General features: G+C 60.5%; 20 protein-coding genes and 1 tRNA gene. 4 read left to right on the top strand and 17 right to left on the bottom strand.

The features are described 5' to 3' along the window. Window positions 1-73 precede the first annotated feature (73 nt). The gene (gene nac / locus ET34_RS0108030) at window positions 74-991 is read right to left on the bottom strand and encodes a nitrogen assimilation transcriptional regulator NAC (protein ID WP_031521015.1); all 918 of its coding nucleotides are present in this window, start codon (window positions 989-991) and stop codon (window positions 74-76) included. Window positions 992-1,314: 323 nt separating this feature from the next. On the opposite strand from nac, the gene ET34_RS0108025 reads away from it, so the two are divergent. The 4 genes from ET34_RS0108025 (at window position 1,315) to ET34_RS23195 (ending at window position 3,198) form a co-directional block, all read left to right on the top strand. After that, window positions 1,315-1,390: transfer RNA gene (locus ET34_RS0108025), tRNA-Asn, on the top strand. Window positions 1,391-1,672: 282 nt separating this feature from the next. Next, window positions 1,673-2,152 carry an Hcp family type VI secretion system effector gene (locus ET34_RS21665; RefSeq protein ID WP_072001989.1) on the top strand — a complete coding sequence of 160 codons (480 nt, stop codon included), beginning with the start codon at window positions 1,673-1,675 and terminating at the stop codon, window positions 2,150-2,152. A 7-nt stretch (window positions 2,153-2,159) separates the two neighbouring features. Then, window positions 2,160-2,873 carry a hypothetical protein gene (locus ET34_RS20900; protein WP_035890974.1) on the top strand — a complete coding sequence of 238 codons (714 nt, stop codon included), beginning with the start codon at window positions 2,160-2,162 and terminating at the stop codon, window positions 2,871-2,873. Beyond that, window positions 2,776-3,198, top strand: coding sequence for a DUF2645 family protein (locus ET34_RS23195; protein ID WP_031521013.1), 423 nt, complete (start codon window positions 2,776-2,778; stop codon window positions 3,196-3,198). Before ET34_RS20900 ends, ET34_RS23195 begins: the two co-directional genes overlap by 98 nt. Window positions 3,199-3,293: 95 nt before the next feature. On the opposite strand, the gene ET34_RS0108015 is transcribed toward ET34_RS23195, so the two are convergent. The 16 genes from ET34_RS0108015 to tssC all read right to left on the bottom strand — a co-directional run bounded on the left by ET34_RS0108015 (window position 3,294) and on the right by tssC (window position 24,939). Continuing rightward, a complete protein-coding gene (locus ET34_RS0108015) occupies window positions 3,294-3,596 on the bottom strand; it encodes a helix-turn-helix domain-containing protein (protein ID WP_031521011.1) in 303 nt (100 codons plus the stop codon). A 356-nt stretch (window positions 3,597-3,952) separates the two neighbouring features. After that, a complete protein-coding gene (locus ET34_RS0108005; protein WP_035890971.1) occupies window positions 3,953-5,338 on the bottom strand; it encodes a tetratricopeptide repeat protein in 1,386 nt (461 codons plus the stop codon). A gap of 11 nt (window positions 5,339-5,349) precedes the next feature. Then, entirely contained in the window at window positions 5,350-6,774 is a 1,425-nt protein-coding gene (locus ET34_RS0108000; protein WP_031521008.1) for a VasL domain-containing protein, read from the bottom strand. Window positions 6,775-6,818: 44 nt separating this feature from the next. Then, window positions 6,819-10,316: a type VI secretion system membrane subunit TssM gene (gene tssM, locus ET34_RS0107995; protein WP_031521007.1), complete on the bottom strand. Its 3,498-nt coding sequence runs from the start codon at window positions 10,314-10,316 to the stop codon at window positions 6,819-6,821. 24 nt (window positions 10,317-10,340) lie between these two features. Then, a complete protein-coding gene (gene tssA / locus ET34_RS0107990) occupies window positions 10,341-11,729 on the bottom strand; it encodes a type VI secretion system protein TssA (protein ID WP_031521005.1) in 1,389 nt (462 codons plus the stop codon). 8 nt (window positions 11,730-11,737) lie between these two features. Continuing rightward, on the bottom strand, window positions 11,738-12,277 hold the full coding sequence (locus ET34_RS0107985) for a type VI secretion system-associated protein TagO (RefSeq protein ID WP_031521003.1): 540 nt from the start codon (window positions 12,275-12,277) through the stop codon (window positions 11,738-11,740). Further along, window positions 12,277-13,815: a sigma-54 interaction domain-containing protein gene (locus ET34_RS0107980; protein ID WP_031521002.1), complete on the bottom strand. Its 1,539-nt coding sequence runs from the start codon at window positions 13,813-13,815 to the stop codon at window positions 12,277-12,279. The genes ET34_RS0107985 and ET34_RS0107980 overlap by 1 nt, the downstream gene beginning before the upstream one ends. Window positions 13,816-13,817: 2 nt before the next feature. Further along, on the bottom strand, window positions 13,818-16,412 hold the full coding sequence (tssH, locus tag ET34_RS0107975) for a type VI secretion system ATPase TssH (protein ID WP_031521000.1): 2,595 nt from the start codon (window positions 16,410-16,412) through the stop codon (window positions 13,818-13,820). A 10-nt stretch (window positions 16,413-16,422) separates the two neighbouring features. Beyond that, window positions 16,423-17,199, bottom strand: a complete 777-nt coding sequence (gene icmH, locus ET34_RS0107970) for a type IVB secretion system protein IcmH/DotU (protein ID WP_031520999.1) — start codon at window positions 17,197-17,199, stop codon at window positions 16,423-16,425. Between the two features lie 15 nt (window positions 17,200-17,214). After that, window positions 17,215-18,552: a type VI secretion system baseplate subunit TssK gene (gene tssK / locus ET34_RS0107965; RefSeq protein WP_031520997.1), complete on the bottom strand. Its 1,338-nt coding sequence runs from the start codon at window positions 18,550-18,552 to the stop codon at window positions 17,215-17,217. A gap of 2 nt (window positions 18,553-18,554) precedes the next feature. Next, window positions 18,555-19,070: a type VI secretion system lipoprotein TssJ gene (gene tssJ, locus ET34_RS0107960; RefSeq protein WP_031520995.1), complete on the bottom strand. Its 516-nt coding sequence runs from the start codon at window positions 19,068-19,070 to the stop codon at window positions 18,555-18,557. Beyond that, complete coding sequence (gene tagH / locus ET34_RS0107955) at window positions 19,070-20,290, bottom strand: type VI secretion system-associated FHA domain protein TagH (protein WP_031520993.1); 1,221 nt, start codon at window positions 20,288-20,290, stop codon at window positions 19,070-19,072. The genes tssJ and tagH overlap by 1 nt, the downstream gene beginning before the upstream one ends. A gap of 2 nt (window positions 20,291-20,292) precedes the next feature. Beyond that, window positions 20,293-21,291, bottom strand: a complete 999-nt coding sequence (gene tssG, locus ET34_RS0107950; protein ID WP_031520991.1) for a type VI secretion system baseplate subunit TssG — start codon at window positions 21,289-21,291, stop codon at window positions 20,293-20,295. Then, window positions 21,255-23,021, bottom strand: coding sequence for a type VI secretion system baseplate subunit TssF (gene tssF / locus ET34_RS0107945; RefSeq protein ID WP_031520989.1), 1,767 nt, complete (start codon window positions 23,019-23,021; stop codon window positions 21,255-21,257). The genes tssG and tssF overlap by 37 nt, the downstream gene beginning before the upstream one ends. Before the next feature lie 2 nt (window positions 23,022-23,023). Beyond that, window positions 23,024-23,455, bottom strand: a complete 432-nt coding sequence (gene tssE, locus ET34_RS0107940; protein ID WP_031520987.1) for a type VI secretion system baseplate subunit TssE — start codon at window positions 23,453-23,455, stop codon at window positions 23,024-23,026. 5 nt (window positions 23,456-23,460) lie between these two features. Beyond that, window positions 23,461-24,939 (bottom strand): type VI secretion system contractile sheath large subunit, encoded by a 1,479-nt coding sequence (gene tssC / locus ET34_RS0107935; protein WP_031520986.1) that lies wholly within the window; start codon window positions 24,937-24,939, stop codon window positions 23,461-23,463. Window positions 24,940-24,947 lie beyond the last annotated feature (8 nt).

Genomic DNA, 24,947 nt, shown 5'->3' with positions numbered 1-24,947 from the left:
AAAAGAGAGGTAAAAACAGAAAGCGCCAGGTACCGGGCGATGCGATGCGCCGCCCCGTACCTGTTAGCAAGTATCAGCTGACCAGCATCAGTTCGCGATTCTCCAGCGCCGGACGCGTCACCAGTGACATAAGAATTTCTTTTACTGCCTGTGCCTGCGGAGAGAGCGGCATCCGCGCCGACACATTCAGCGACAGCGGCAGGCTCATGGAAGGCGTGGTGATACGCGCCATCCAGCCGTTGGCTGCACCCGAGAGCGAACGGGCAGCGGATTCCGGTAGCACCGTAGCACCCATACCACTGGCAATGGCGGCGGTCAGGGTAGATACCGATTCGATTTCGCCGATGATTTTAGCCGTCAGACGACGCAGGGAAAATGCCTCATCTACGCGCTTACGCACGGCGCTGTAGTCGCGCGGCAGGAAAAGATTCATCTCCGCCACTGCCGAGAGTTCTACCACCTGGCCCGGGCAGTCGCGGGTGCCGACGAGGTAGAGATCCTCCTTCAGCAGCGGCTGGCTGTTGATGCCGGCGGTGGGCGAGCGGTCGTATAACACGGCCATATCAAGCTGGCCGTTGAGCACTTTATCATTCAACGTGGAGCCGCTGTTTTCATGCAAATACACCACCACATCCGGCAGCTCGGCGCGCACCGCCTGCAGCAGCGGCATAGTGACAGAGGACGCTGCGGTTCCCGGAGCCAGGCCAATCGAAACGTGACCGCTCAGGGTTTGCCCGACGTTGGTTACCGCCAGCTGCGCCTGTTCACACTGCCGTAAAATGGTTCTGGCATGGGTGTAGAGGATCTTACCCGCTTCGGTCGGGGTGACACCGCGTTTGGTGCGGATCAGCAGCTGCTGGTCAAGCTCCCCTTCCAGGGTTGCGACCTGCTGGCTCAGCGCGGGTTGCGCAATGTGCAACACTTCTGCGGCCTGAGTCAGGCTCCCGATATCGACGATTTTTACAAAGTACTTCAGCCGTCTTAAGTTCATGTGGTGTCTCCTGTGCGGGATGCCGATGCCAACGTCGGCAGTAATGTCCCAGGAGGAGTTGCAAGATGCTTGCCAGTTTTAAGAATTGTCTGCGTAACCGGCTAAGGGGCTGGATAATAAGAGAAACTAATAAGGTGGGCTGGTTTCATTATTGAAACATCGGTTCGTTATATGCCCCATAAGGGGTATCTCTGCACCATCACGGTGCACAACGATAAGAAATGCGCATGGCTGCTGAAATTGTCAGCAAACGATGCGCGGCAGGTGAATCGGACTTTGACAAGCGTCCGCCCCCCCGCTACTATTCGCACCGTTCACACGATTCCTCTGTAGTTCAGTCGGTAGAACGGCGGACTGTTAATCCGTATGTCACTGGTTCGAGTCCAGTCAGAGGAGCCACATTTAAGAAGCCCGCTTAAGGAAACTTAAGCGGGCTTTTTGCTTTTACGGGCCATGGCAGGTGCTGCGCACACTTCTTCACGCATAGCTTCAGTATCCTCATTTAAGTCAAATTGCTAGTTTACATCTTAAGCATAATGATATTTTTGTATTTACCAGCTTATAAGACAACCTAACTAAAATTACACTGCGCGGCCTTTTTCTACTAATTTTGTAACTTTTGTGATGCGGGATCTGGTGATAGAATAGTTCAAGTCAATAATCATATTAAAGGGAAATTTGATGGCTAATTCAATCTTTATGACGTTAACGGGTAAAACTCAAGGGCTGATATCTGGTGGATGTTTAAGCATAAATTCTGTAGGTAATAAGCACATCGCCGGGCATGAAGATGAGATCTATGTATATGCAACAAATTACGACTTGTCACGTGATAATCATGTTAATCATCATCCATTTTTAATCACAAAAACTATAGATAAAGCAACACCATTATTGATAACGAGCATTGCTGATAATGAACTGCTGGAATGTGAGTTAAAATATTACAGAACGTCTGCTAATGGAACGCAGGAAAATTATATGACTATAAAGCTTAGTCAAGCGTCCATAACAAACATTTCAAATCAAAACCCTAATTCTCTAACACATAATGACATGCAACCATTTGAAACCATTTCATTAAGATATGAGAATATTACATGCCAACATAATACTGCCGGCACATCAGGCTATAGCTTTTTAACTGAACAGCTTTTTTGATTAACCTATGAACAATACCTTATCGGATGTTTGTAACAATGATGACTCTACAAACAACTATCCACGGTGGTCATTCATCGATGCTGTCTGGTGGAAAACTTTTGGTGGCAGTGACTATATCACTAAGTATAAAGATGGATATGTCGCCTTCCACAAAGACAGGATAAAATCTATTGCGAAAGATAATAATATACCAGCAATTCTTCTTGCATTGGTAGCAAGAACAGAAGCAGGTGGTATGCCTGATAACTTCAAGTATCCTGTTCTTCTCTCCAGACAAATAAACTATATGGGAAACAACTGGCTTGATGATAAGATCGGTGTGCTACCAAGGCCTGAAAAGACCTCGATGGGAATCATAGCTATGCAAATTAGAGTTGTTGCTGAAATATTTAATAAAGACCCTGTTAGTTTAAGCAATACTGAAATGATCTACATCTCAAATTGTTTGCATAAAGATAACTTTAATTTAAGTATGGTTGCACACCATTTGAGAGACCTAATCAAATATGATTACCCTAATCAAGATCCTCTTCATATGTCCGATGAACAAATAATTGTCCTTGGCTCCCGATATAACCGGGGCACGCAACGCAGCTTAGAGGATTTCATACATTCGATCTATGCTAATGAGGGTGCGCCTGAAAGAGAGTGGTCTTCGTATGGTCGAAGTCTTATACGGCACAAAAGTCGGGTTGCTAAGATTCTGGGTAGTAAATAAATTAAAGCAAGGGCATGCTATGTTGAATAAAGAAAGAATAGCGGTAAATTTTGTTTTTTATCTGTACTCAGTTCTCTTAACTCTGTTCATCACTGTTTTCTCTATCCGAGAGTATGAATGGATGGTGGATGATGGCAGCGTGAACAGCATTTGCGATATTCCATATTCTGATGGTGATGGCGTTTTTACATGGGTTGTTCTGCTACTTTTTGTACCGTTTATTTTTTTTAAACGAAACGTAATCTACGTGCGTATCGCCTTGATTATTTTCTGTTACTATCTTTGGTGTTTTCATTTGAAATATTACGGCTGCTGGATTAAATAAAAAATAAACATAGTCGCTGGCCCGCAACAGCGACTAGTGGCAAAAAACATATGTATTTATCACTTGCTGATAATGTCTACATAATTCAATAACACCTAAAGTGTAAAATCGTAGCGCGTGCCGTCTGGCAATTTGATATCAAGCCGAACCTTTCCGCCTAACGCCTCAACATAGCGCTTCAAGGTGGAAAGCTTAAGATCGCGCCCTGCCTTTTCAATGCCGGCAATGGTCGGCTGTTTCACGCCCAGCGCCTGCGCCATCTCCATCTGGGTTTTTCGCACCCGATCGCGCAGCATGGCCAGATTAACCTCCAGCAGCATCTCATTCGCTTCGGCCTGTGCAGCGGCAACCACCTCCGGTTTTTCATCCGCCAGCATCTGTTCCAGTGTTCTGCCCATCGGCTACTCCTTGTTGATCAATGTGTTGAGGTGACGCGTGAACTCCCTGTCAGCAACGGGGATCGTTACGCTGTAAAAGCGTTGGTGTCCGTCACGCTGCTCACTCAGCCATGCATCAAAATTATCCGTTGTTTCTATGGTCCACATCGTTGCTCCCTGCAATATAGGTTAAATGCTATATAATCTCAAGCCTATATCACACTGTGCAGCACGGGAGTTTAAAACGCAGCGGTAAAATCAAGAATATGTGTGCAGGCGCCAACGCTTTTTACGCTGTTACCTTCAGGATGCAGTCGCGCTGCGAAGCGCACCGCAAAAGAGAGCGGGAGGCCACCCGAGCCTCCCGGTTAACCGAATCACCCCTCGTTATCGAGGTCGGCGCGCTCGGCTTTGGCGATGCGCTTGCTCCAGATCACCGCCAGCTTTTGCGCCCGGTTGATCTCCTCCGGCTCCATAGAAGCTTCGAGGTCGTTAAGCGCGGCCAGCGCCTCTTTCATGCCTTCGGTCGAGGCCAGAGAGAACCAGGCATAAGCGTGGATACGGTTGCGCGGCGCACCCAGGCCCTCCTGACGCAGCAGGCCCATCCGGTACTGCGCCATGCGGTTCCCGGCATTCGCCGCCAGACGGTACTGCTTAAAGGCGGCGGCGAAATCCTCTTTTCCGCCCTGCCCCAGCCGCAGCATTTCCCCATAGGCCAGCCGCGCCTGCGCATCGCCTTTCTCCGCCAGCGCCGCCCAGAGGGCGCGCGCTTCTTTATCTTCGCCGCGTGCGGTATAGCGCCCTGCCAGCGCGTACTGAGCATCGCTGTAGCCGCCCGCCGCTGCGCGTTTCAGCCACAGCTCCTGGGCCTCATCGCTGCGCTGACGCTGGCTGTAGAGGTACTGCGCCTGCGGATCGTTGCCGTTAACCGCTTTTTGCAGCCAGGCCGCCCCGGTCTGGTCGTTCTTTACCACGCCACGGCCGGTGAACCAGGTTTCAGCCATCCAGCGCTGGGCGGCGGCATCGTTGCCGTTGGCGGCTTTTTCATACCACCCGTACGCCTCTTTGCCGCTGGTGTGCTCCCCCATCCAGCGCTGGGCCGGGGCATAACCCTTTTCAGCGCTGACGAAGTAGAGCCGCTGCGCCATGTCGCTGCGCTTCTCCACGCCCGCCCCGGTTTCATAGCGCTGCGCCAGCTGCCAGAGCGCCCGGGGATGTTGCTGATCCGCAGACTTCTGCAGCCACTCCAGCCCCTCCTGCTCCGCCCCTTCATGGTCAGCAAACCACTGCGCTAACGCAAGCTGCGCCGGAGCATGCCCCTGCTGCGCCGCGGTTTCGAGAATGTCGATGCAGTCGGTTTCCAGCTTACCGCTGTGCTGTTGCTGGCAGTCCTGCGCCAGACGGTAGCTGGCTTCACCATTACCGAGCGATGACCCCTTTTCCCACCAGACCCGCGCCAGCTTCTCATTGCGCGGCTCACCCAGCCCGGCGCTGTACCAGTCTCCCACCTGCCTGGCGGCATCGCCGCGCTGCTCGCTGGAAACCGACGCGAGTATGCTCTTGTCTCCCACCTGCTTCATCAGCGTCATCGCCTGCGGGTAATCCTGACGCGCCGCCAGCATGCGGGCGTAACGATACTGCGCCTGCGGGTTGCCCTCTTTCGCCGCCAGCGCCAGATCGCGTTCCGACAGGGAGTCCACACTGGCAGCACAGCCCGTCAGCAGCACGCCGCCAATAACCAGCGTGACGAGTCGTTGTTTCACATGGCCCCCTTTCATGGCGCGGTGCGGGTTTGCTCAAGCAGATACATGCGGGTGTTCAGCCCCTTCAGCTCGTCCAGCATGGCGTTCAGTTCGGTCGGGCTGATGCGCTCCTGCGCTGCCTGACGTTTTTCCAGCTGGCCCAGCCGCACGCTGAACGGCACATCCCGGTTGAGGTTTTTCTGGATGTCATACACCGCTGACTTCAGGTAAGAGATGGTGACGGTTTTACGCTTGCGCTCCAGATCCATCAGCTCAGCGATAAGCCCGTCAACGCTGCGGTTCGCCTGCTGCCAGGCGGCCTCGTCGTGTTTGTCGCCGGTCTGGGCGCGCAGCATCTGCTGCCACTGGGTATCCATCGCGTTCACCGCCAGCGAATCCGGGTAGAGCACGCGCACCGAGTTACGCAGATCGTCGCCGAACTGATAGAGCCACAGCGGCGAGGCCTGCTGCACGCGGGTGAGCTGCGCCTGATAGTTGCTGGTCACCTCTGGCTCCATCTCGCGCAGGGTCTGCTCGCCCAGCGCCATGCGAATATTGCGCAGCTCGCTGAAGTTAAGCGCGCCCGGCAGCGCCCGCGCCGGTTTACCAAGCAGCGCAATGGCGTCGTTTTCGCGCGCCGCTTCGGTGGTGGTCCAGCGGTCCCAGCCGGCAAACAGCGCCACCGGCAGCGCGCAGGCCAGCAGGCCGCTGGCGAACCAGAACCACGCCGGTTTGGCTTTTTTATGGGTTTCGATTTTCAGTACCGTCGGCTTGAGTGCGCCCTTCTCGCGCCCGACGATGATGCTGCCTTTTGGCATTGCCTGCTCCATGCCCGGCTGGGCGCTATCGCTGTCCGGACGGAAGTACACCATCGGCGGGATCTGCATGTCCTGCTGATGAATGTCCTGCTCGTCCGAGACAATCACGATTTCGGTTTCATCAAACAGATGGGTATAGCCTTCGATAAAGTGGATCAGGTTTTCGACCCGCGGCACGCGGCTCAACCCGACGTTGTGCAGCTTCTCGCTCATCAACTGCAGGGCGCGCTCGCAGCGGTAGATATAACGCTTGTCTTCATGGCTGATGCTGTACTGGCGGATCACGTCGCTGATGCGGGCGATAAACCAGTCCAGCATGTCAACGCGCGCCCGCGCCTGGTGTACCGGCGGCCAGAAGTTGTCCCACTGGGTAACGATCAGGTTGGCGAGAAACTCGCAGCCTTCGGTAAAACCGTTCAGCCCGTGCAGGCGCGAGCGGGCGAGCGTGAAGTAGATCGCCGTCTGCAGATCGACGCCCTGCTTCTCAAAGATGATCATCGCCATCTGGTGAACCAGCTGCCAGTCAATCTCCGGGCGCGAGGCGTGGCTGAGCTTGTTGATCTCCCCGCGCAGGCGCTCATACTCCGGCAACATGCGCGGATCGCGGCCTACATTCATTGCTTGCTGTGCATCGTGCATAACCAAATTCCATCAAAGAACCGGGGCCACGCGGCCCCGGTGAATTAGTAAAGGGTTTCCGGCAGGCGGAACTGGCTGAACAGGCCGCTGGCAAACGGGTTGTGGCTCTCATCGCTGTAGACGCGATAGGTCATCGACCCGTTATCCACCGCGAAGCGCGCATCAAAGGAGCCGCGGTTCATCTTCGTGCGGGCGCTGGCGTCCATCATGCGGAACATCGCCCACGGCCCGGCATAGCTCAGGCTGCGCGGTGAACGTTCGGCGTTGTCCGGCACCAGAATCAGCTTGCTCTGCGCCCCGTCACGCATGGCGTTCGGCCATACCAGCGGGATCTTCTGGCGGCGGCCGTGGGTGTACTCCAGCAGCTGACCGTCGAGGTTAAGCACGCTGCGCCGCTTGTTGGCAGTCAACTCAATCGGCTCCATCACGAAGTGGAACTCCAGCCCGCCCTGGGTGTTAAACAGCGCGTTGCGGATGTTCTGAGCGCGCTCCAGCTGACGCAGCAGCTCCATCTGCACCTCGCTGCCCGATTCACTCTCCAGCATCCCGGCATCCACCAGCGGTTTGAGGTTGCTGGTATAGAAGCCATCCAGCGTGCCGCCCGGCGCGAAGAAGCGCTCCACTTCCGAGAGCGGCGCATCGTCTTCCGCCTGCGGATCGAACGGATAGCGGTGGGCCAGCTGATCGTTAAACGGCGTCACCACCTTGTTGATCCACTCATCGTTGAGCGAGGACATCGCCAGGTTAACCGTCAGGCCCGATACCTGCTCAGCAATCTGGGTGACCCAGCGATCCAGCGGCGCAGGCAGGCTGCGGGCGTACTGCTGCAGCACAAACGCCGGGTCGGAGTACTGGTTCGCCTGGCGCTGCTGGAGCGCTTTCAGCGCTGCGGCACCGGGGTCCACCGCGTTCACAATCTGCTCCAGCCAGTGGTAGAGGTCGGTCAGTTTCTGGTTCACTTCCTGGATCAGCGCCACGTTGTCGCCGCGCCCGCTCAGGGTGTCGTTGAGCGGAATGAACGGCCTGGCGATACGGGTGTTGATACTCTGCGCCGCCTCGCTGCTCTCCTCGCCCAGCTTACGGGCACGGGTGTTGTCGCTCAGGGTAGTGATAACGCGCTGGAACGGCTGCTCGTTACCGGTGATGGTGGTCAGCACGTCCAGCGCCTGTTCCGGGGTCTCAAAGGACTGCACATCAATATTGGCGAGAGTTTTCTGCCAGTGGTTGACGTAGTCGGTGATGTAGCGGTCGTTGACCTGGCGCTGGATCTCGTTGCGGTCCGCCTCGCTCAGGTGCACGCGTTCGCGCAGCCCCAGCACCCACGCATCCAGCGCGGTGAGATCGAACAGGGTTTTATCCTGACGCACAAAGTAGTCATTAAAGCCCGGCCAGGTGAAGAAGCGCGGCACGGCCCCGGCTTTATCATTGCGCAGGGCAAAGACGTTATCGAAAGTTTGTCCGACTTCGTCACGCACCATCAGATCCGGCGGCAGCGCATCGGTAGCACGCAGCACCAGGCTCTGGTAAACGCGCTGGAACAGCGGCAGCTTGCTAAGCTCGCGCTGCGCCTCCGCCACCGGCGTAACGAACGGCTGCCAGGCTGCGATCGCTTCCGCGTCGCGGTCGGCACGCGCTTTATGCCAGTCGGTGTGGTCGAGGGCGTACTCCAGATGCTGCATCAGCTGCTCCTGGATCGCCCCCTGGTTAGGGAAAGCTTTCTGCCAGCGCTGGGCCATATACTGCTGCACCAGCGGCTTGTTGCGCCCGGAGGCATCTTCGATCATGCGCATCACGCGCAGTACGCTGAGCCTGGCTTCGCTCGACGGCGGCGCATCGCGCAGATCCTGCTCCAGCCCCACCATCAGCGCCGGCAGGAAACGCACCTGCAGCAGCTGCAGGTAAGAGCCTTCCACGTAAGGGCCAATGCGGTCGCCCTGGTACAGCCCCATATCCGCCAGCCGGGAGTCCTTCTCACGGTAGTTGCCGAACGACAGCGTGGCCTCGCGGATCAGGTTGAGGCGCGGCAGCTGGCTGACGCCAAACCCGCCGCTCTCTTCCACGTCCCGGGCGTTAATAAACTGCTGGGCGCGGGCCAGCACGTTGCGCCCCGCCTCTTCGTTAGTGCGGTAGTAGTGATGCCAGCCGGCGGTGAGCGCCACAGCACCCAGCGCCATCAGGCCGACGCCGGTGGACATGCGGCGGCGGCGGTACAGGCTGTGCAGACGGCTCTCGCCTGCGAGGTGCGCTTCCGGGAACACCACGCTCTTAAACAGCTCGCGCACAAAGAAGGTATTGGACTCACCGCGCTGGGAGGCATAGACCGCCTCCGGCAGGTGATAGCGCTGGGAGGCCGCCTGGGCAAAGGCATCGAACGGCACGCCCTGCTGGTAAACCGAGCTGAGGTAGATGCCGCGCACGCGCAGCATGTTGCGGTCGTCCTGCACCAGCGCTTCGCTCAGCACTTCATGCAGATAATCCTTCAGACCGGCCAGCTGGCGCACAAAGGAGAACAGCTCGGCGGCAGCGGCTTCCCCGGTGTAGGGCAGCATTTTGTCGGCGAGGTTATCGTTCAGCCCATCCACCCAGCGATCCCAGAAGCTGTCCAGCTCTGCCAGCCACTCGTGCGGCTGCTGGCTCTCGCTGCTGAAGGTGACGCCGAGCAGCGACTGGCGGGTCTCTTTATCCAGATGCTGAAAGAACGCGTTGAAGCCGTTCAGCATATCGAGCCGGGTCAGGGCGAAGTAGATCGGCAGCCGGGTGTTCAGGGTCGAAGTAATATCCAGCAGGCGCGCGCGCAGCAGCTGGGCGCACACCTTACGCTCGGCGACGCTGGCCTGGGAGAGCCACGCCAGATCGAGGGTCAGCACCAGCCCGTTGAGCGGCTGGCGCTTGCGGTTGTCATTGAGCCAGTTCAGCAGGTGCTGCCACAGGCGCTCATTGCGCAGCCCGTTCGGCTCCAGATCGGAAACCGACTGCATCAGCAGCTCCCCTTTCGGGTCGAGGATCACAGCCTCTTCCCCCAGCCAGCAATCCACTTTCTGATCCACCGCCAGGCCACGCAGCTCGGCGGTAAGACGGGCATTGAGCTTGTTGGCGTTGTTGGCGCGGTGTACCAGGCTGCTTTTTCCGCTGCCCGGCAGGCCCACCATCAGATACCAGGGCATCTGGTAGAGCGAACCGGCGCCCAGATTGGTGCGCAGCGCCGTCATCCAGCCGTCAAGGAAACGCTGCTGGTTATCGACGAACACCTTGTTGGGGTCCTGCTCTACCTCGACCAGCTCCTTGCGCTCGGCTTTTAGCTGCTGCATACGTTGCCAGATGCGCCAGACGCTGACGCCGCAGGCCACCCACAGCCAGACGACGGTGAAGATCACCCGTCCCCAGATGCTCTCCAGCGGGCGCGCCCCGGCCAGCGCCAGCTTTGGTCCCAGCCACCAGGCCAGCACCAGCACGACACACCACAGCACGATACCGAGCAGCAGCCACGACGGCTTGAGTTTCGGCAGTTGCTTACGCAGTAAGGTAATAAGTTTATTTAACATAGGTTACCGCTCAAAAAAGTCCTGTTAACGGGCTTTGGCCAGACGCTCAAGGCGTTTCACCAGTCCCGGTTCCCACTGCGCCAGCCCGAGGCGGTGCGCTTCCTGCAAAAGATGGTGATAGTGCTGTGCGGCCAGGGTTTTCATGCCTTCGGCGGCCAGCAGCTCCGCCAGCATCATCCCGGCGTAAAACTGCTCGCGCGGCTCCGACTGCTGCCGCGTTTTGTCATCCAGCAGCGTCAGCGCGGCGTTCAGCCCCTGTGCTTTCCGGCAGGCAGCCACCTCGGCGGCCAGATCCTGGCCCTGCTCGCTCCCCTGCCCGGCGCTGCCCTTCGCACCGCGCAGCCACTCTGCACAGCTTTCGGTGAGAAACGCGCTCTTGTCGCTGAAGGTCAGCTCGCGCAGCACCGGCAGGCGCTGTAGAAACGCCTCCAGCTCCGCCGCGATGGCCGCCGCCACTTCGGGAAAGCCCAGCTGCGCGGCCACGCGTGCCGACAGGCAATGCCCGTCGAACCAGTACGGCGACAGCACCAGGCTCTCTTCAATCTGCTTCCACAGCGCGTTATCCGCCTGGGGCAGCGCTGCGTGGTATTCGCTGACGCGATCGGCCGCCACCGGGGCGAGCTGGGTCTGATTGCCGCGCGAGGTCACCGGTGCGGCGGTGATGGTGCTCCAGATGGCGTGGCGGCGCAGCCGGTAGCCCACCGCCGCATCAGGCTGCTGTTCAACGATCAGCCCGGCCACCTTCAGCAGGGTCTGCCGCCAGGCGCGTTCATTCGAGGTATCGATCTCCGGCGCGGCGGCGCTGCTCTGGGTGGTGACCACCGTGCTGGCGGTGACCGGGGCCGGGGCGCTGTCGGCCTTCGCCTGCTCCTGCTGGCGCGATCGGGCGCGACGCAGCGCCGGGATCAGGGTCTCCAGCGGATCGGTCTTGTCCGGCGCGACGCGCAGCAGCGTCTGCTCCAGCCGTTCGGCGTGGGCCAGCAGCTGATCCAGCTCGGCCGCAGAGGCCTGCTCGCCGACGCGACCGAGCGCCCCGTCGAAGCGGCGCACCATCTGTACCAGCAGGCGCTGCTTCTGCATGGCGCTGGCGGGCCAGGCGATGGCCCAGTAAGCCTCGACCCAGCTGTCGAGCAGGATCAGCGCGGTGCCGAAGGGCGTGGCTTTTGCCGGGTGCTGCAGACAGCGCACCAGCTGCACCAGCACGCGCATGTCTTTGGTTTTGCTCTCCAGCAGCGTCAGGCACAGGCCTGCCACTTCGGTCAGGTTCACCTGGCTGTGCGCCAGCGACCCAAGCTTCACCAGTTCGGTTTCGATGTTTTCCCACAGCGGATCGTCGGCTGCGATGGCGCTGCGCTGCGCCTCATCGGGCAGCGCGGCCAGCAGTCGCTGACACCAGGGGTGACGATGCTCCATCCGGCCCCCTACCAGCGACACAGCTGGCGCAGCGGCTTCACCGCCTCGCCCATGCCGGTTAACGGGATACGCACCTCGCGCCCCTCATCGCTGGTCAGCGTCAGTTCGTGCTGACCGGACCAGCGCTTCAGTTCGTCGATGGCCGGCAGACCACGGCCAAACTCCAGCAGGCGGCCCTTATCGCGCACAAACCAGTTGCCCGAGGCGGGAACGCCGTCGAGGGTGGCAGTGACGTTCTCCCCTTCCCAGGGCAGGGTCATGCGCACGCGAATGTGGGTGATGGCGTTCAGACAGGCGACGCTGAAGGTGGCACCCGGCGGCACGCTGCGCATCAGGGTCAGGTCGCCGCTCAGGGCATCTTTCTCCAGCCGCCAGCCGGTGGGGTCGGCTGCGGGCGCGGCGGTGGTCGCCGACACGCGACCCAGCGCGTCGTAGCAGGCCAGCCGCAGCTCAGCGCTCTGCTCCTTCTGACACTGCTGAACGCTGCGCTCCAGCGGCGCCGGGCCGAAGGCCGAGGTCAGGAGCGGTAACAGGGTGAGGACGCTCATTACTGCACCTCCAGCTTCATGCATTTATGATCCAGCGTGCGCCGGGCGATATTCAGACTCTCGGCGACCCGCAGGCGATTGCCCTGGTAGTAGCGCAGCCGGGCCGCAATCACCGCGGCCTCGTAGTCGCATAACGCCTGGCGCAGATCCTGAATGTGGTTGTAGTCGTCGCCCATGTCGCAGGCATCGTCCTCAAGACGGGAGAGCATCTCCAGCGGCAGCGCATCAGGCCCGATGTCGCCGCCGTCGGCGGTGTGGGCGCAAGCCACCTCCAGCAGGTTGCGCAGCTCGCGCACGTTGCCGGGGAAGGAGTAAGCCAGCAGCATAGCCAGCAGCGGACGGCGCAGGGTGCCGAAGCGTTTCCCTTCCCGCTCGCCGAAGCCGGCGATGAAATGTTTACTCAGCAGGGCAATATCCTCGGCGCGCTCGCGCAGGGCGGGCACGAGGATCTGGCTCTGACACAGGCGGTGAAACAGATCCTGACGGAAACGACCGTCGGCGACCTGCTCATCCAGCGGCTGGTGGGTAGCAGCAATCACGCGAAAATCCGAGTGGCACTCTTTGTCACTCCCCAGCGGACGGTAGCAGCGCGTCTCCAGCACCCGCAGCAGTTTGGCCTGCATCGCCAGCGGCATATCCCCCACTTCATCGAGGAACAGCGTGCCGCCGTGGGCCTGGGCCACCAGCCCCTCTTTGTTGCTCTGCGCCCCGGAAAATGCCCCTTTAAGGTAGCCAAACAGCTCGCTCTCAATCAGGTTTTCCGGAATGGCAGCGCAGTTGATGGCCACAAAGGGCCGGTCGGCGCGCGGTGAGCACTGGTGCAGCAGGCGGGCCACCACCTCCTTGCCGGAGCCGGTTTCGCCCTGGATCAGCACGGACAGCGAGTGCCCGGCGATCTGCGCAATCTGATCCCGCAGATGGCGCGCCGCGGTTGACTGCCCCACCAGCTGATTTTCCAGCAGCGTAGCGGTGTGGCGACGCGCTTCGCTCTCGTCGGCAATCTGGCGCAGCGAGGCGCGCAGCTGGGTGCTTTCCCGCTGGTTGCGGCGCAGGGATTTCACCCGCGCCAGCTGACGGCCAAACACCTGCAGCAGCAGCTCCAGATCGCCGGCATTACGCCAGGCCCACAGCTGGTCGCCCTTGTCGAAGATCCCCAGCACGCCGCACAGCTTGCCGGCGGCATCAGGGATCGGCAGCGCCAGCAGCCCGTTGTGCGTCCCCATATCGGTCAGCAGCTGACGAAACGCGGCATTGTCGATGCGCGCGCCGCCATATAGCGTGTCCCAGATGCGTACCTGATTTTTCAGCATCACGTAGGCCAGCGGCTGGCCGAAATCATCGGCTTCGAGCGCGAGCGCGACCGGCGTGTTGCCGGCCAGCCCACGGCACTCCAGCTGGCGCCCGCTGAACTCCGGCAGACCGACCAGCACCCCCTGCGGCTGCCAGTGCTTGTGCAGCACCGCCAGCAGCCAGTCGGTCAGGGCGGTCTCATCATCCGGCAGGGTCAGCGAGAGAGCGAACTCCAGCGCGCGTTGCATGCTCACCCCTCCAGGCCGCACGCAAACTCACCCTCAGCCAGGGTGAAGGTGATGCGCGACACCGGCTCGCCCGTCGCCATGCGCTGCAACAGCTGCAGCGAAACCGGCGGCAGCAGCGCACCGTCGATGATCGACTCCAGCATGCGCGCTCCGTTCTCGCTGCGGTTGGCACGACGCAGGATCTCTTCCGGCACCGCGTCGTCAATCTCCACGCTGGCACCAAAGCGGGTTTGCAGCAGCGTCACCAGACGCGCCAGTTTGCCCTGCACGATGGCTTTCAGGGTGTCGTGGCCCAGCGGCAGGTACGGGATCACTTCCATACGCGCCAGCAGCGCCGGTTTGAAGAAGGTGGTCAGCTCCGGGTAGAGCGCGTCCAGCAGCACGTCCTGGCGCTCGGCGTAATCGACAATGGTCTGGAAACCGAGGTTAGAGGTCAGGAAGAACACCACGTTTTTGCAGTCGATGATGCGCCCTTCCCCGTCGGCCAGCTCGCCCTTGTCGAACGCCTGGTAGAACAGGTTCAGCACGTCCGGGTGCGCCTTCTCCACTTCATCCAGCAGCACCACCGAATACGGTTTCTGGCGGATGGCTTCGGTAAGAATGCCGCCCTCACCAAAGCCGACGTAGCCCGGCGGCGAGCCGATCAGGCGCGACACCGTGTGCTTCTCCTGATATTCGGACATGTTGATGGTGGTGAGGTAGTTGCGCCCGCCAAACAGCAGGTCGGCAATCTGCACCACGGTTTCGGTTTTACCGACACCGCTTGGCCCCACCAGCAGGAACGCCCCGAGCGGGCGACCGGCGCGACGCAGATCGGCGCGGGCAGTAAGCAGATGCTTGTGCAGATGCGCGATCGCCAGCCCCTGGCCTTTGATGCTGTCGCCCAGGTAGTCCGGCAGACGCGTCACCACGTCCAGCTCACTCTGGGAAATGCGGTTCACCGGCACCCCGGTCCATTCGGCGATCACCGCCGCAATCTGCGCGGCGTCAACGTGGGCGGACAGGCGCACTGCGCTCTTTTCAAATTCCGCCAGCGCCGCTTCCTGCGCTTTCAGTTCCGCACCGGCGGCCTCAATGTCTGCCGGCGGCTCGTCGCTCAGCAGTTCAGCGCGCAGGGCAATAATCTGCTGCACCAGCGCCTGCTGCTGCTGCCAGTGGGCTTCGTGCTCAGCGAGCGTTGCGCGGTCGCTCCCCTGCTCGCTTTCAAGGGATGTCAGACGCTCGGCGTGATCGCCAAGACCAATGCGGCGCTGGCGCTCAAGCTGAGCGATCTCCAGCTCGCGCTGCTGCAGACGGGTTTGCAGATGGCTCACCGCGCGCGGCGGCGTGGTGAGGTTGATGGCAACGCGCGCACAGGCGGTATCCAGCACGTCAATGGCTTTATCCGGCAGCTGGCGCCCGGAGATATAGCGTGCCGACAGCGTGGCCGCCGCATGCAGCGCCGCTTCGTCGATCAGCACGCCGTGAGCTTTTTCATAGATGGTGCGCAGACCGCGCAGGATCACCGTTGCCTGTTCGGCGCTCGGCTCGCCCACTTTCACCTGCTGGAAACGGCGCGACAGGGCAGCGTCTTTCTCAACGTACTTTTTGTACTCGCTCCAGGTGGTGGCGGCGATGGTGCGCAGCTCGCCGCGGGCCAGCGCCGGTTTAATCAGGTTGGAAACATCAAGGCCACCGGCCTGGTTGCCTGCGCCAATCAGGGTGTGCGCTTCGTCGATAAACAGGATCACCGGACGCGGCGCGTCTTTTACTTCCTGCATCACGCCCTTGAAGCGCTTCTCAAACTCCCCTTTTACCGCCGCACCGGCCTGCATCGCGCCGAGATCCAGCGACAGCAGCTCCACGCCCTGCAGCTTTTCCGGCACCAGGCCGTCAATGATGCGCAGCGCCAGGCCTTCAATCAGGGCGCTTTTCCCGACGCCCGCTTCGCCGACGATGATCGGGTTGTTTTTGCGGCGGCGTGAGAGGATGTCGATCATCAGGTCAATCTCTTCATCACGGCACAGCACCGGGTCCAGCTGCTGCTGGCGCGCCTGCTCGGTGATGTTCTGGGTGAAGCGGCCCAGCAGGGTGGCATCGGTAGCCACCGGGGCGCTTGCGCCAGTGTCACTGCTGACCACCTCGGTTTCGGCGGAGGTTTTTACCCACTCGTCAAACTGCTGGGTAAGCAGGTCGCGGTTGACCTTCGCCAGCAGGCGCGTCACCGGCGTGGAGAGATAGCGGTGCGGCGTCATCAGCAGCACCAGCAGCATCACGCCGCTGCGCAGCTGGGGATGGCGCATCTGGGCGGAGGCCAGCAGCCAGCTGTCCTGCAGCCACTCCACCAGCAGCGGAGAAAACGACGGATAGCCCGGATTCAGGGTTTTGTCATGCTCGTTGGGTTGCAGCAGCGTCCTCGCCTCATCCAGATCCACCCCGGCACGGTTCAGGATCAGCCGCACGTCGGAGAGCGGCGTGTCGATAGCTTTCAGCAGCAGATGCTCAATGCGGATCTCAGCGCCCTGATGGTTAACGCACAGCGCCGCCGCCTCTTCAAGCATGTGGCGGCATACCGGGTTCAGACGTTCAACAAGTACCGGCAGGTCAATACGAATCACGGTGTCTTCCTTATTTTAATAATTCTCCCAACTGACGAAGTACGTCCTGGGTCTGATTGCTGAGTTGATAGTGATAGAGGCCAAAAATCCCGGCCAGCGTGAGGCAGATACCGATAAACACCGTGCGCAGCGTCACCTGGCGCTTCAGGCGGTAGCGCGATGCCTGCTGCCCGAGGTCAAGGTGAAACACCGTCGGGGCGTTAACCGGCTCCGGGCGCAGGGTGCGGTGCAGCTTGCGGATCACGTTTAAAAATTCGCCGTGGCCCTGGGGCATCACGCGGTAACGCCCCTGGAAGCCGAGGGTCAGGCACAGCCAGATAAACTCCAGGATGTCGCGGTAGCGCTGCGGCTCCTCCTGCAACTTATCGAGCAGGGCAAACACCTTTTCGCCGCCCCAGGTCTCATTGTGAAAGCGCGCCAGCAGCGAGTTTTCCGACCAGACGCTCTGGCTGCCCCACTCCTTGCTCATCACCGCCTCATCAATAAAGGTGCAGAGGATGTAGCGAAACGAGAGGATCACCCCGGCTTCGTAGCCGTGGGTGGACAGCTCCTGCTCGATGGCCTGAATCTCTGTCACCACGGTCTGGTAGAGATCCGGCACGCCGGTGTACTGGTTCATCTGACGCACGCGCCCCACCATGCCGAGCAGCGGCGTGACCGCGTCGATCATCGGGTTGATGCTCTGGCCGCGCATGCGGAACCAGTAGTCGGAATCCATATCCATCTGGCGGGCGTGCTCGAACAGCAGCTCCCCCAGGTTGTCGTTTTTCAGTACCTCGATGGTCATCGTTCCCTCTCCCGATTACTGACCACGAATGGCCCAGAGCTGAAGATCCAGTTCCGGGAACTCGCCGGCGATATGGAACGCCAGAGTGTTGCCGATCACCAGCATCTGCCAGGCCGGGCTCTGGCGATCGAGCTGGAAGTAGCTGTAGCCGGCGTGATACGGCAGCTGACGCGGGGCCACCGGCAGCGGCAGCAGCGGAACGCCCGGCAGCTGCAGGCTGATAAGCTCGCGGATCTTCTCGCTGGAGGCGACTTTGGTCTGCTGCAGCAGCTGTTTGCGCAGCTGCTCCTGCGGCATGCGGGCGCGCACCGCGAGGATAAATTCGGCGCTGTTCATCAGCTCGCTGTCGCCGACGATCGCCATGACGATGCCGTACGGGTGTTTACGCAGCTGGAGCGACACGGCGCGCGGCGACAGCACGGTGCTGAGCGCCTGACGCAGCGCCTGCATCACCGGTTCGAAGCTGACGCGCTGGTCGTCGTGGCGGTAGGCCGGAAACTCCGGCGGCAGGCGCGACTCGTCGGTAAAGGTCATCAGCTCGCCGCAGAAGCTCACCAGCGCTTCGTGCAGGCGCTCCGGGTGCAGCGTGCCGAGACGCGCCAGGTGGGAGAGCTGCGGCTGCACGCGGTTGAGCAATTGCAGCATCATGAATTCGGCAACGTCAGCCACCCCCTGCTGGCCCGGTGCGGCAATGCGCTGCGACAGACTGCGGGCGCGTTCGGCCACCAGCCCGGCAGACTCGCCGAGAAAGCGTTTCAGCACCGGGATCGCCGCCACGCTGGCGCTGCACGGCATAAAGGTCGGGTCGAGGATCAGGCCGCCGTCCGGGCGTTTGTCCTGAATACAGGCGATAGCCATCGAGGCGTAGGCGCTGCGGTCGTCGCGCTCCAGCATCAGGCGCAGGCTGACGCGGCCTACGTCCAGCGACACCACATCCCCGCCGTCGCTGTGCAGATCGCGCACGTCATAGCGGTGCGCCGCGAGGCGGGAAGAGACCTGCTGCTCCTCGTCGCTCACTTCCCGCACGCCGCTCACCGCCAGTGGAATAGCCAGATAGACTTTCTGATTGGTGACCGAGGCATCGGTGATCTCCAGCGGCTGCGGCAGCGCGTCGTCGCCGGGGACGTTGAACACCGTACCGTCCGGCATCACGCCGGTGGCGCTCACCAGCGCGATACGCCCGAAGTTGAGATACTCTTCGTTGATGGTCAGGCTCTGCAGGCCGTAGTAGTAGTCGCTCACCGCGCTCAGTCGGGCGTGGAGCGCGTAATCGGTGTGGCGCTGCTGCTGTTGAAAGTGCTGAGGCTTGATAAACAGCCCTTCACGCCAGATAACACGGTTTCGAATAGACATCGTTATTCTTCTTCTTGCTGTAATTCGACTTCATCCAGGCGCAGGTGCACCAGGATCTGGTAAGCATGGCCGGTGTTTTTCACTTTGATCACCTTGCGCCATTCCGAGCTGTCGGGGTCGGCGTAGCGGGCGATGACGCCGATGTAGCGCACTTTCTCATCCAGCTTCACCGGCGGCAGGTATTTGAACTGGCCCGGCAGCAGGGTGTAGTCCTGGTGGTCGATATAGTTTTTTGCCAGCGCCGCTTCGATGTCGGTGGTGACCTGATCGAAGTCGGTGGCCAGCAGGCGGGAGTCTTCAGACAGCATCACGATCTGGAACTCCAGCGGAGCCGCGTCGCCGCTCTCGTTGGGGTTCATGTCCGGTTCGGCGACCATGCTGAAGGCCACGGTGGAGGGCTGATCGTTGTTGCTGCCCACCTGAATATCAGGATCCATGGCGACATCCGCCATTTTGCCGAGGGTGGTACAGCCGCCCAGGGTTAACGCCACCAGAAAAACCAGTGCCGGTTTCAGCATTATGCTTGCTCCTGCTGCTCACGCACCGCACGGTCATATGCCTGGGCATACACCTGCTGGAACAGTCGCTGGAAGCCCTGCTGACGGCTTGACGTCAGCTCCTGGAAGTAGTGCTCGTACATCTCCCACGCCCATCCGTCGTGCATCGGCACCTCCTCCCCGCCGCGGCGGTAGTGGCTGAAGCGCTTGAGCAGCACGTCCGGCGAGAACGCCTGCACCATGCTGTTAAGCGCCGCGCCAATGGCCTGCTGATTGGCGATGTGATGCACGCGAATATTGCGCAGCACTTCCGCCACCGCCGCCGGGGCTGAGAGATGCACCGGGCTTTTGGTTTCGGCGAACAGCAGCGCCAGGGTGTCGTCATAGCTGAGCCCGAGGCGCAGCGGGTTATCTTCGATCGGACGCAGCAGCTTATCCGCCAGCGCCGCCTGCTCGGCCTGCAGCGTCAGCAGCCCTTCCAGCGTGGCACGCAGGGTTTTGCCCATCTCGTGCAGCATCTCCTGGCTCTGCTGGCCGTCCCGCAGCGCCAGCGTCTGCCCGAGGCCGCGCATCAGCGGGGCCAGCGATACGCCAGCGGCGCTGTTGAAATCACTGCTGTAACCCTGAACGTCAGGGAGTTCGATAAATTCCTGATCCATCTTGTCCTCAATTCCCGAAAGCGGATTACGTTGCGGCATCATGTCCGGCACGCTCGCGCTGCCGTTGAGCATGGCCGCGGCGCTGTTGCGCTCCTGCTGCAGTACCCAGAGCGGATCGCTGTGTTTGTCGTGACCCGGACGGTCCTCTGCCGGGGCGGTAAAACCGGTAAACTCGTCGCCCAGCCAGTCGTCAATATCGTTGTCGCGGCGGTTGCCGATGATCTGATCCAGCTGCGGCTCCACCTGCACGGCACCGATAAACACCCGAATGCGGAACGGGCCAATCAGCAGCTCGTCCCCCTGGGTCAGCGCCACGCGGCGGTTGCGGCCCACCGGCGAGGTGGCCTGATTGATGTAGGTCTGGCCGCTGAGATCGCACAGGCAAAAACGGCCATCCACCATCTCAATGCGCGCGTGCTCCGGCTGCACCGCGCCGAGACGCTCTTTGAGCTGCCAGTCGTCGCGATCCGCCGCACCGAGCGAGCCGCCTTCCGGCCCGAAGTGATGCTGAACCTGTGTATTCCCTTCCAGTTGCTCGCTGTTAAGCACCAACAGCGAAAGTTGCTGATTACCGTCGCTCACACTTACTCCTGTACACAAATCGTTACCCACGGGTCGGCCGGCGGGTTACCGAGAAAACTACTCCATCCCAGGCTGGCGTAACGCGCATCACCGAGGCGCATCCCGCTGGCCTGCTCCAGGCCAAAACCGAGGCGTAAATCCCACGCCAGCTGGTCGCGCAGAATGAATGAAACAAAGCGCACCAGCGGTTCAAACTGATCGCCGTTGGGCAGAAACCTGAGGAAATCGCTAAAGCTCAGGTTGTTAATCTTCAGCAGAAACTTACCGGCGCAGTCGCTGACCTTTTCGCCGATGACGAAGTCGTCCCCGAGCCGGCTGTTGGCGCGGCCCAGGCGGTTCTGCTGCTCTTCGCACACCGGCACCTTGCGCGCCTGCCATACCTCAACCTCGACGCTCTCAAGGTCAAAACAGTGCATCACCAGCCCGGCCACCACTTCCGGGGAACGGCTGGGGCTGGCCAGCATCCCGGCGTAGGAGAGCATCTTGGCGCGGTTCACCGGCAGGCTCTCGCGCACCGCATCGTTGCCCAGCCCCACCAGCGCAAACATCAAGCGCGAAAAGCCGTCTTCGCCGTTGTCCTGAAAGCGCACGTGATAGCGGTATTTTCGCCATACCCGGTGCAGCAGCGTCAGCAGGCGGTGATGGAAGAAGTCGAGAAACAGCCCGAGCTTCGGCTCCTGCTGGGCATACTCCCAGGCCAGGTCGTCGAGGTAGTAGCCCGGCATCGGCGACTGGCTGCCGTGCAGCCCCATAAACGCCACTTCCAGGTGATGCCGCCCGGCATCGTCCTTCGACATGCCGACGATATCGCTGGGATGAAACCCCAGCGAGGCGGTGGATTTGAACCGCAGCCGCTCGCTGACCGGATCGAAATCCTGCCCGCGCTCCGGATCGACAGCTTCCATGCGGTTGAGCAACTCAACCAGCTGATAGAAGGAGTAGTTCGCCAGCGCCCTGTGGTCGATTACATCATCGAGTGCTGACCCGCTTTCACCGGCCATCGGTAGCGCTCCTTGTTATCGAGGTTGACCACCTCCAGCAGGTGAAACGCGTTCACGCTGGCATACAGCGACAGGAAGTGCGCCAGCACGGTGCTGAACAGATACAGCTCCCCTTCGCTGGCAAACGCCGACTGGCGAATCGACAGCTCCGACTTCAGGCCGCGCACCGGCATACCGCGCACCAGCCTGTCCACCGGCACGGTATTAATCGCTTCAATGCCCGCCAGCCGCTTGCGCGACGCCTGTTCTGCCTGCTTGTCGTAGAGCGTCGGGAAGTCGTAGGTGCGCAGCACCTGGACCAGCGCATCGCGCCGCAGCAGCGAGACGTAGTTCAGGGACAGGTTAGAGATCAGCGTCCAGTGCAGGCTGCCATCGAGCGCCGGGCGCAGCGGACGCGTCGGGCGCACAATGTTGCGGAAGGTGGCGAAGGTCGGCGAGTCGCCGGTGGGCACGCAGATATCCCCCACCAGCAGCTGGGCGGCACGTCCGCGGTTGGTGCAGGTTAGGGTGACCGATACCGACTCATCCAGCCCCACCACTTCGGTTTCATCCCCGCGCACAAACGACAGCGCGTGATCGAACCCGGCCCCGTTCACCGCTTCGCGCACGCGAATACGGTAGTAGAGCGCCTGGCGCCCGTTGGCGCGCTCAATCTGGTGCTGGAAGCTTTCGAACGGATGGTAGAGGCGCTGTTTACCGCGTGCGCGGCCCGGCTGCCCTTCCACCCAGCCCTCGACTTTATCCACCGAGAAGATCTCAAAGCTGTCCGCCTGGCGGTAGCTGGCCTTCAGCGGGTACTCCACCTGACGCCCGTTAAGATCGATCGGCTCGCTTTCGTGCTGGAACAGATTGATCGCCGGGACGCAGTTGAGCATGAAAGAGTCCTTGCGGATCTTCAGCTCCGGCGGCAGCGGGCTTTCGAAACAAAAATGCAGCTTAAAGCTGTCCACCGGCAGCGGCTGTTGCGGCCAGTCGCTGGTTTCAAGCTGAAAAAACAAGAAGCTTTCCGGGAAGCAGAAGTACTCCTGCAAAATGCGGTAGCCGGAGTAGACGTTACCCGGATAGGGCAACAGCGCATCTTCCCGGTCAAAGCCAATGGTTTTCAGGATACTGGCCGGCAGCGGGAAGCGTTTCCCGTCCACTTCCACTTCAATGTGGGAGAGCTTGCTGGCGAGCCAGAAATAGAGCTCATACGCCGTCCAGCTATCACCACCGAGCCAGAAGCGCAGCTTGTTCAGCTCCAGTTCGGCCAGCGGCAGCGTGCTGTGCAGCGCGATGTCCAGGGTAATGGCGGAAGCGTCGTTGCCGCTCTGGGCGCTGACATCGGTGATATCCGCCGGGTAGACCCACATGTCGTGACAGGTCTGGAAATGACACACCACCTCATCCTGCGGTTTGCTGTCGAGCGGACAGCCGCGGGCAACAAACGCCGGTTGCGCCAGCGCGCCGGGGATCGCCGAGAACTGCATGATGGTCATGCTCGGCACCGGTCGCAGATAGTTCGGCCACAGCATGTTGAGCAGCCCGTGCGTCAGCTCCGGGAACTCGTCTTCAATTTTTGCGCGCAGGCTGCCGGTGAGAAACGCGAAGCCTTCCAGCAGACGCTCTACGTCCGGGTCGGTGGTTTGCTCAGACAAAAAGCGCGTCAGTTCGGGATGGGCTTGCGCAAACTGGCGGCCCTGAAGGCGAAGCCAGGCCAGTTCATCCCTGAAGTAGTGTTCCAGCTGCATAGTCAGATCATTCTGTAGTGGCGGTGGCTGTCCATATGGACGTTGAACGAGGTAACCTGCTCCAGCTCGTCGAGGCGCACATGCGCGGTCACCCGAAAGGCCATTTCGAGTGGGGTGGAAACGTTGTCCGAGAACGACACCTCCACCTGCACAATGCGCGGTTCGTAATCGCAGATGCACTGCCGGATGGCTTCGCGAATACGGCTGCGAATATCGGCACTGCCCTGCGTGGCGTCATTCAAATCGATGACGCCAAGATCCGGGGCGCTGCGGCAATTGCCGGGTCGGGTATTGAGCACTCTGTCGAGCTGGCGTTTCACCGAGCTAATCAGAGCGGTCAACTGTGCGTCCGGCGAGGTGACGCGTTCTTCACCCCGGATCCTGTCGAACAGGCTGGCGGCGCTCCCTCTGTCCCATGACGAGAGAGACGACATGCCGGTTACTCCTTGTCCAGACGACCAACGAGCGACAGTTCGAAGTTGGCGCCCATGTATTTGAAGTGCGGACGCACGGCGATCGCGACCTGATACCAGCCTGGCTCACCCTCAACGTCCAGCACCTTGATCTGTGCGGCACGCAGCGGACGGCGGCTGCGCACGTCTGCCGGCGGGTTTTCCTGGTCGGCAACGTACTGTTTGATCCAGCCGTTCAGCTCACGCTCCAGATCCTGACGCTCTTTCCATGAGCCGATCTGCTCGCGCTGCAGCACTTTTATGTAGTGCGCCAGGCGGTTGATGATGAACATGTACGGCAGCTGCGTGCCCAGCTTGTAGTTGGTTTCCGCTTCTTTGCCTTCGCGGGTGTTCGGGAACACCTTCGGCTTCTGCACCGAGTTCGCCGAGAAGAACGCCGCGTTGTCGCTGTCTTTACGCATGGTCAGGGTGATAAAGCCCTCTTCTGCCATTTCGTATTCGCGACGATCGGTGATCAGCACTTCGGTCGGGATCTTGGCCTGCAGCTGACCCATCGCCTCATAGACGTGAACCGGCAGGTCGGAGATGGTGCCGCCGCTCTGCGGGCCGATGATATTCGGACACCAGCGGTATTTCGCGAAGCTGTCGGTCAGCGCGGTACCCATCAGGTACGCGGTGTTGCCCCACAGATAGTGCTCGTGGCTGGCGCTGATGTTCTCTTTGTAGTTGAAGCCCTTGATCGGGTTCTCAACCGGGTCATACGGCAGACGTGCCAGGAAGCGCGGCGCGGTAAGACCGAGATAGCGGGAGTCTTCTGACTCACGCAGCGAACGCCATTTGGTGTAGGTCGGGCCTTCGAACACGGACTTCAGATCTTTGATGGTCGGCAGGTCGGCGAAGCTGTCCACGCCAAAGAAGGTCGGCGCAACGGAAGAGATGAACGGCGCGTGCGCCATCGCCCCTACCGCACTGACGTACTGCATCAATTTGATGTCCGGGGAGCTCTGGGTCATGGCGTAGTCGCCAATCACCGCGCCGATCGGCTGACCGCCGAACTGGCCGTAGCCGGTGGAGTAAACGTGCTTGTAGAAACCAGACTGGGTGATTTCCGGCGCGAACTCGAAGTCCTCCAGCAGCTCCTGCTTGGTGGCGTGCAGCATCAGGATCTTGATGTTTTCGCGGAAGTCGGTGCGGTCGATCAGCAGCTTCAGCGAACGCCATGAGGATTCCAGCTCCTGCAGCTCGGCCGCGTGCAGGATCACATCCACCTGCTTGCTGAGCTTTTTGTCCAGCTCAACGATCATGCTGTCGACCAGCGCTTTGTTGACCGGCTCAGCCGCATTACCGCTGTCGAGAATATTGGAGACCAGCGCCGCGATGCCCTGCTTCGCGATGGTATACCCTTCGTCAACAGGGGTAATTCGCGCCTGCGCCATAATGTCATCCAGCAGTGAGGACGACGCGCCCGCTGCGGCTACCAGAGGTTGATCTTCAACCGTAGACATGTGTTTTT

The sequence above is a fragment of the Siccibacter colletis genome (assembly GCF_000696575.1).
GTDB lineage: Bacteria > Pseudomonadota > Gammaproteobacteria > Enterobacterales > Enterobacteriaceae > Siccibacter > Siccibacter colletis.
The sequence above is the reverse complement of the archived record's forward strand: the minus strand, read 5'-3'. Positions and strand labels throughout refer to the sequence as shown.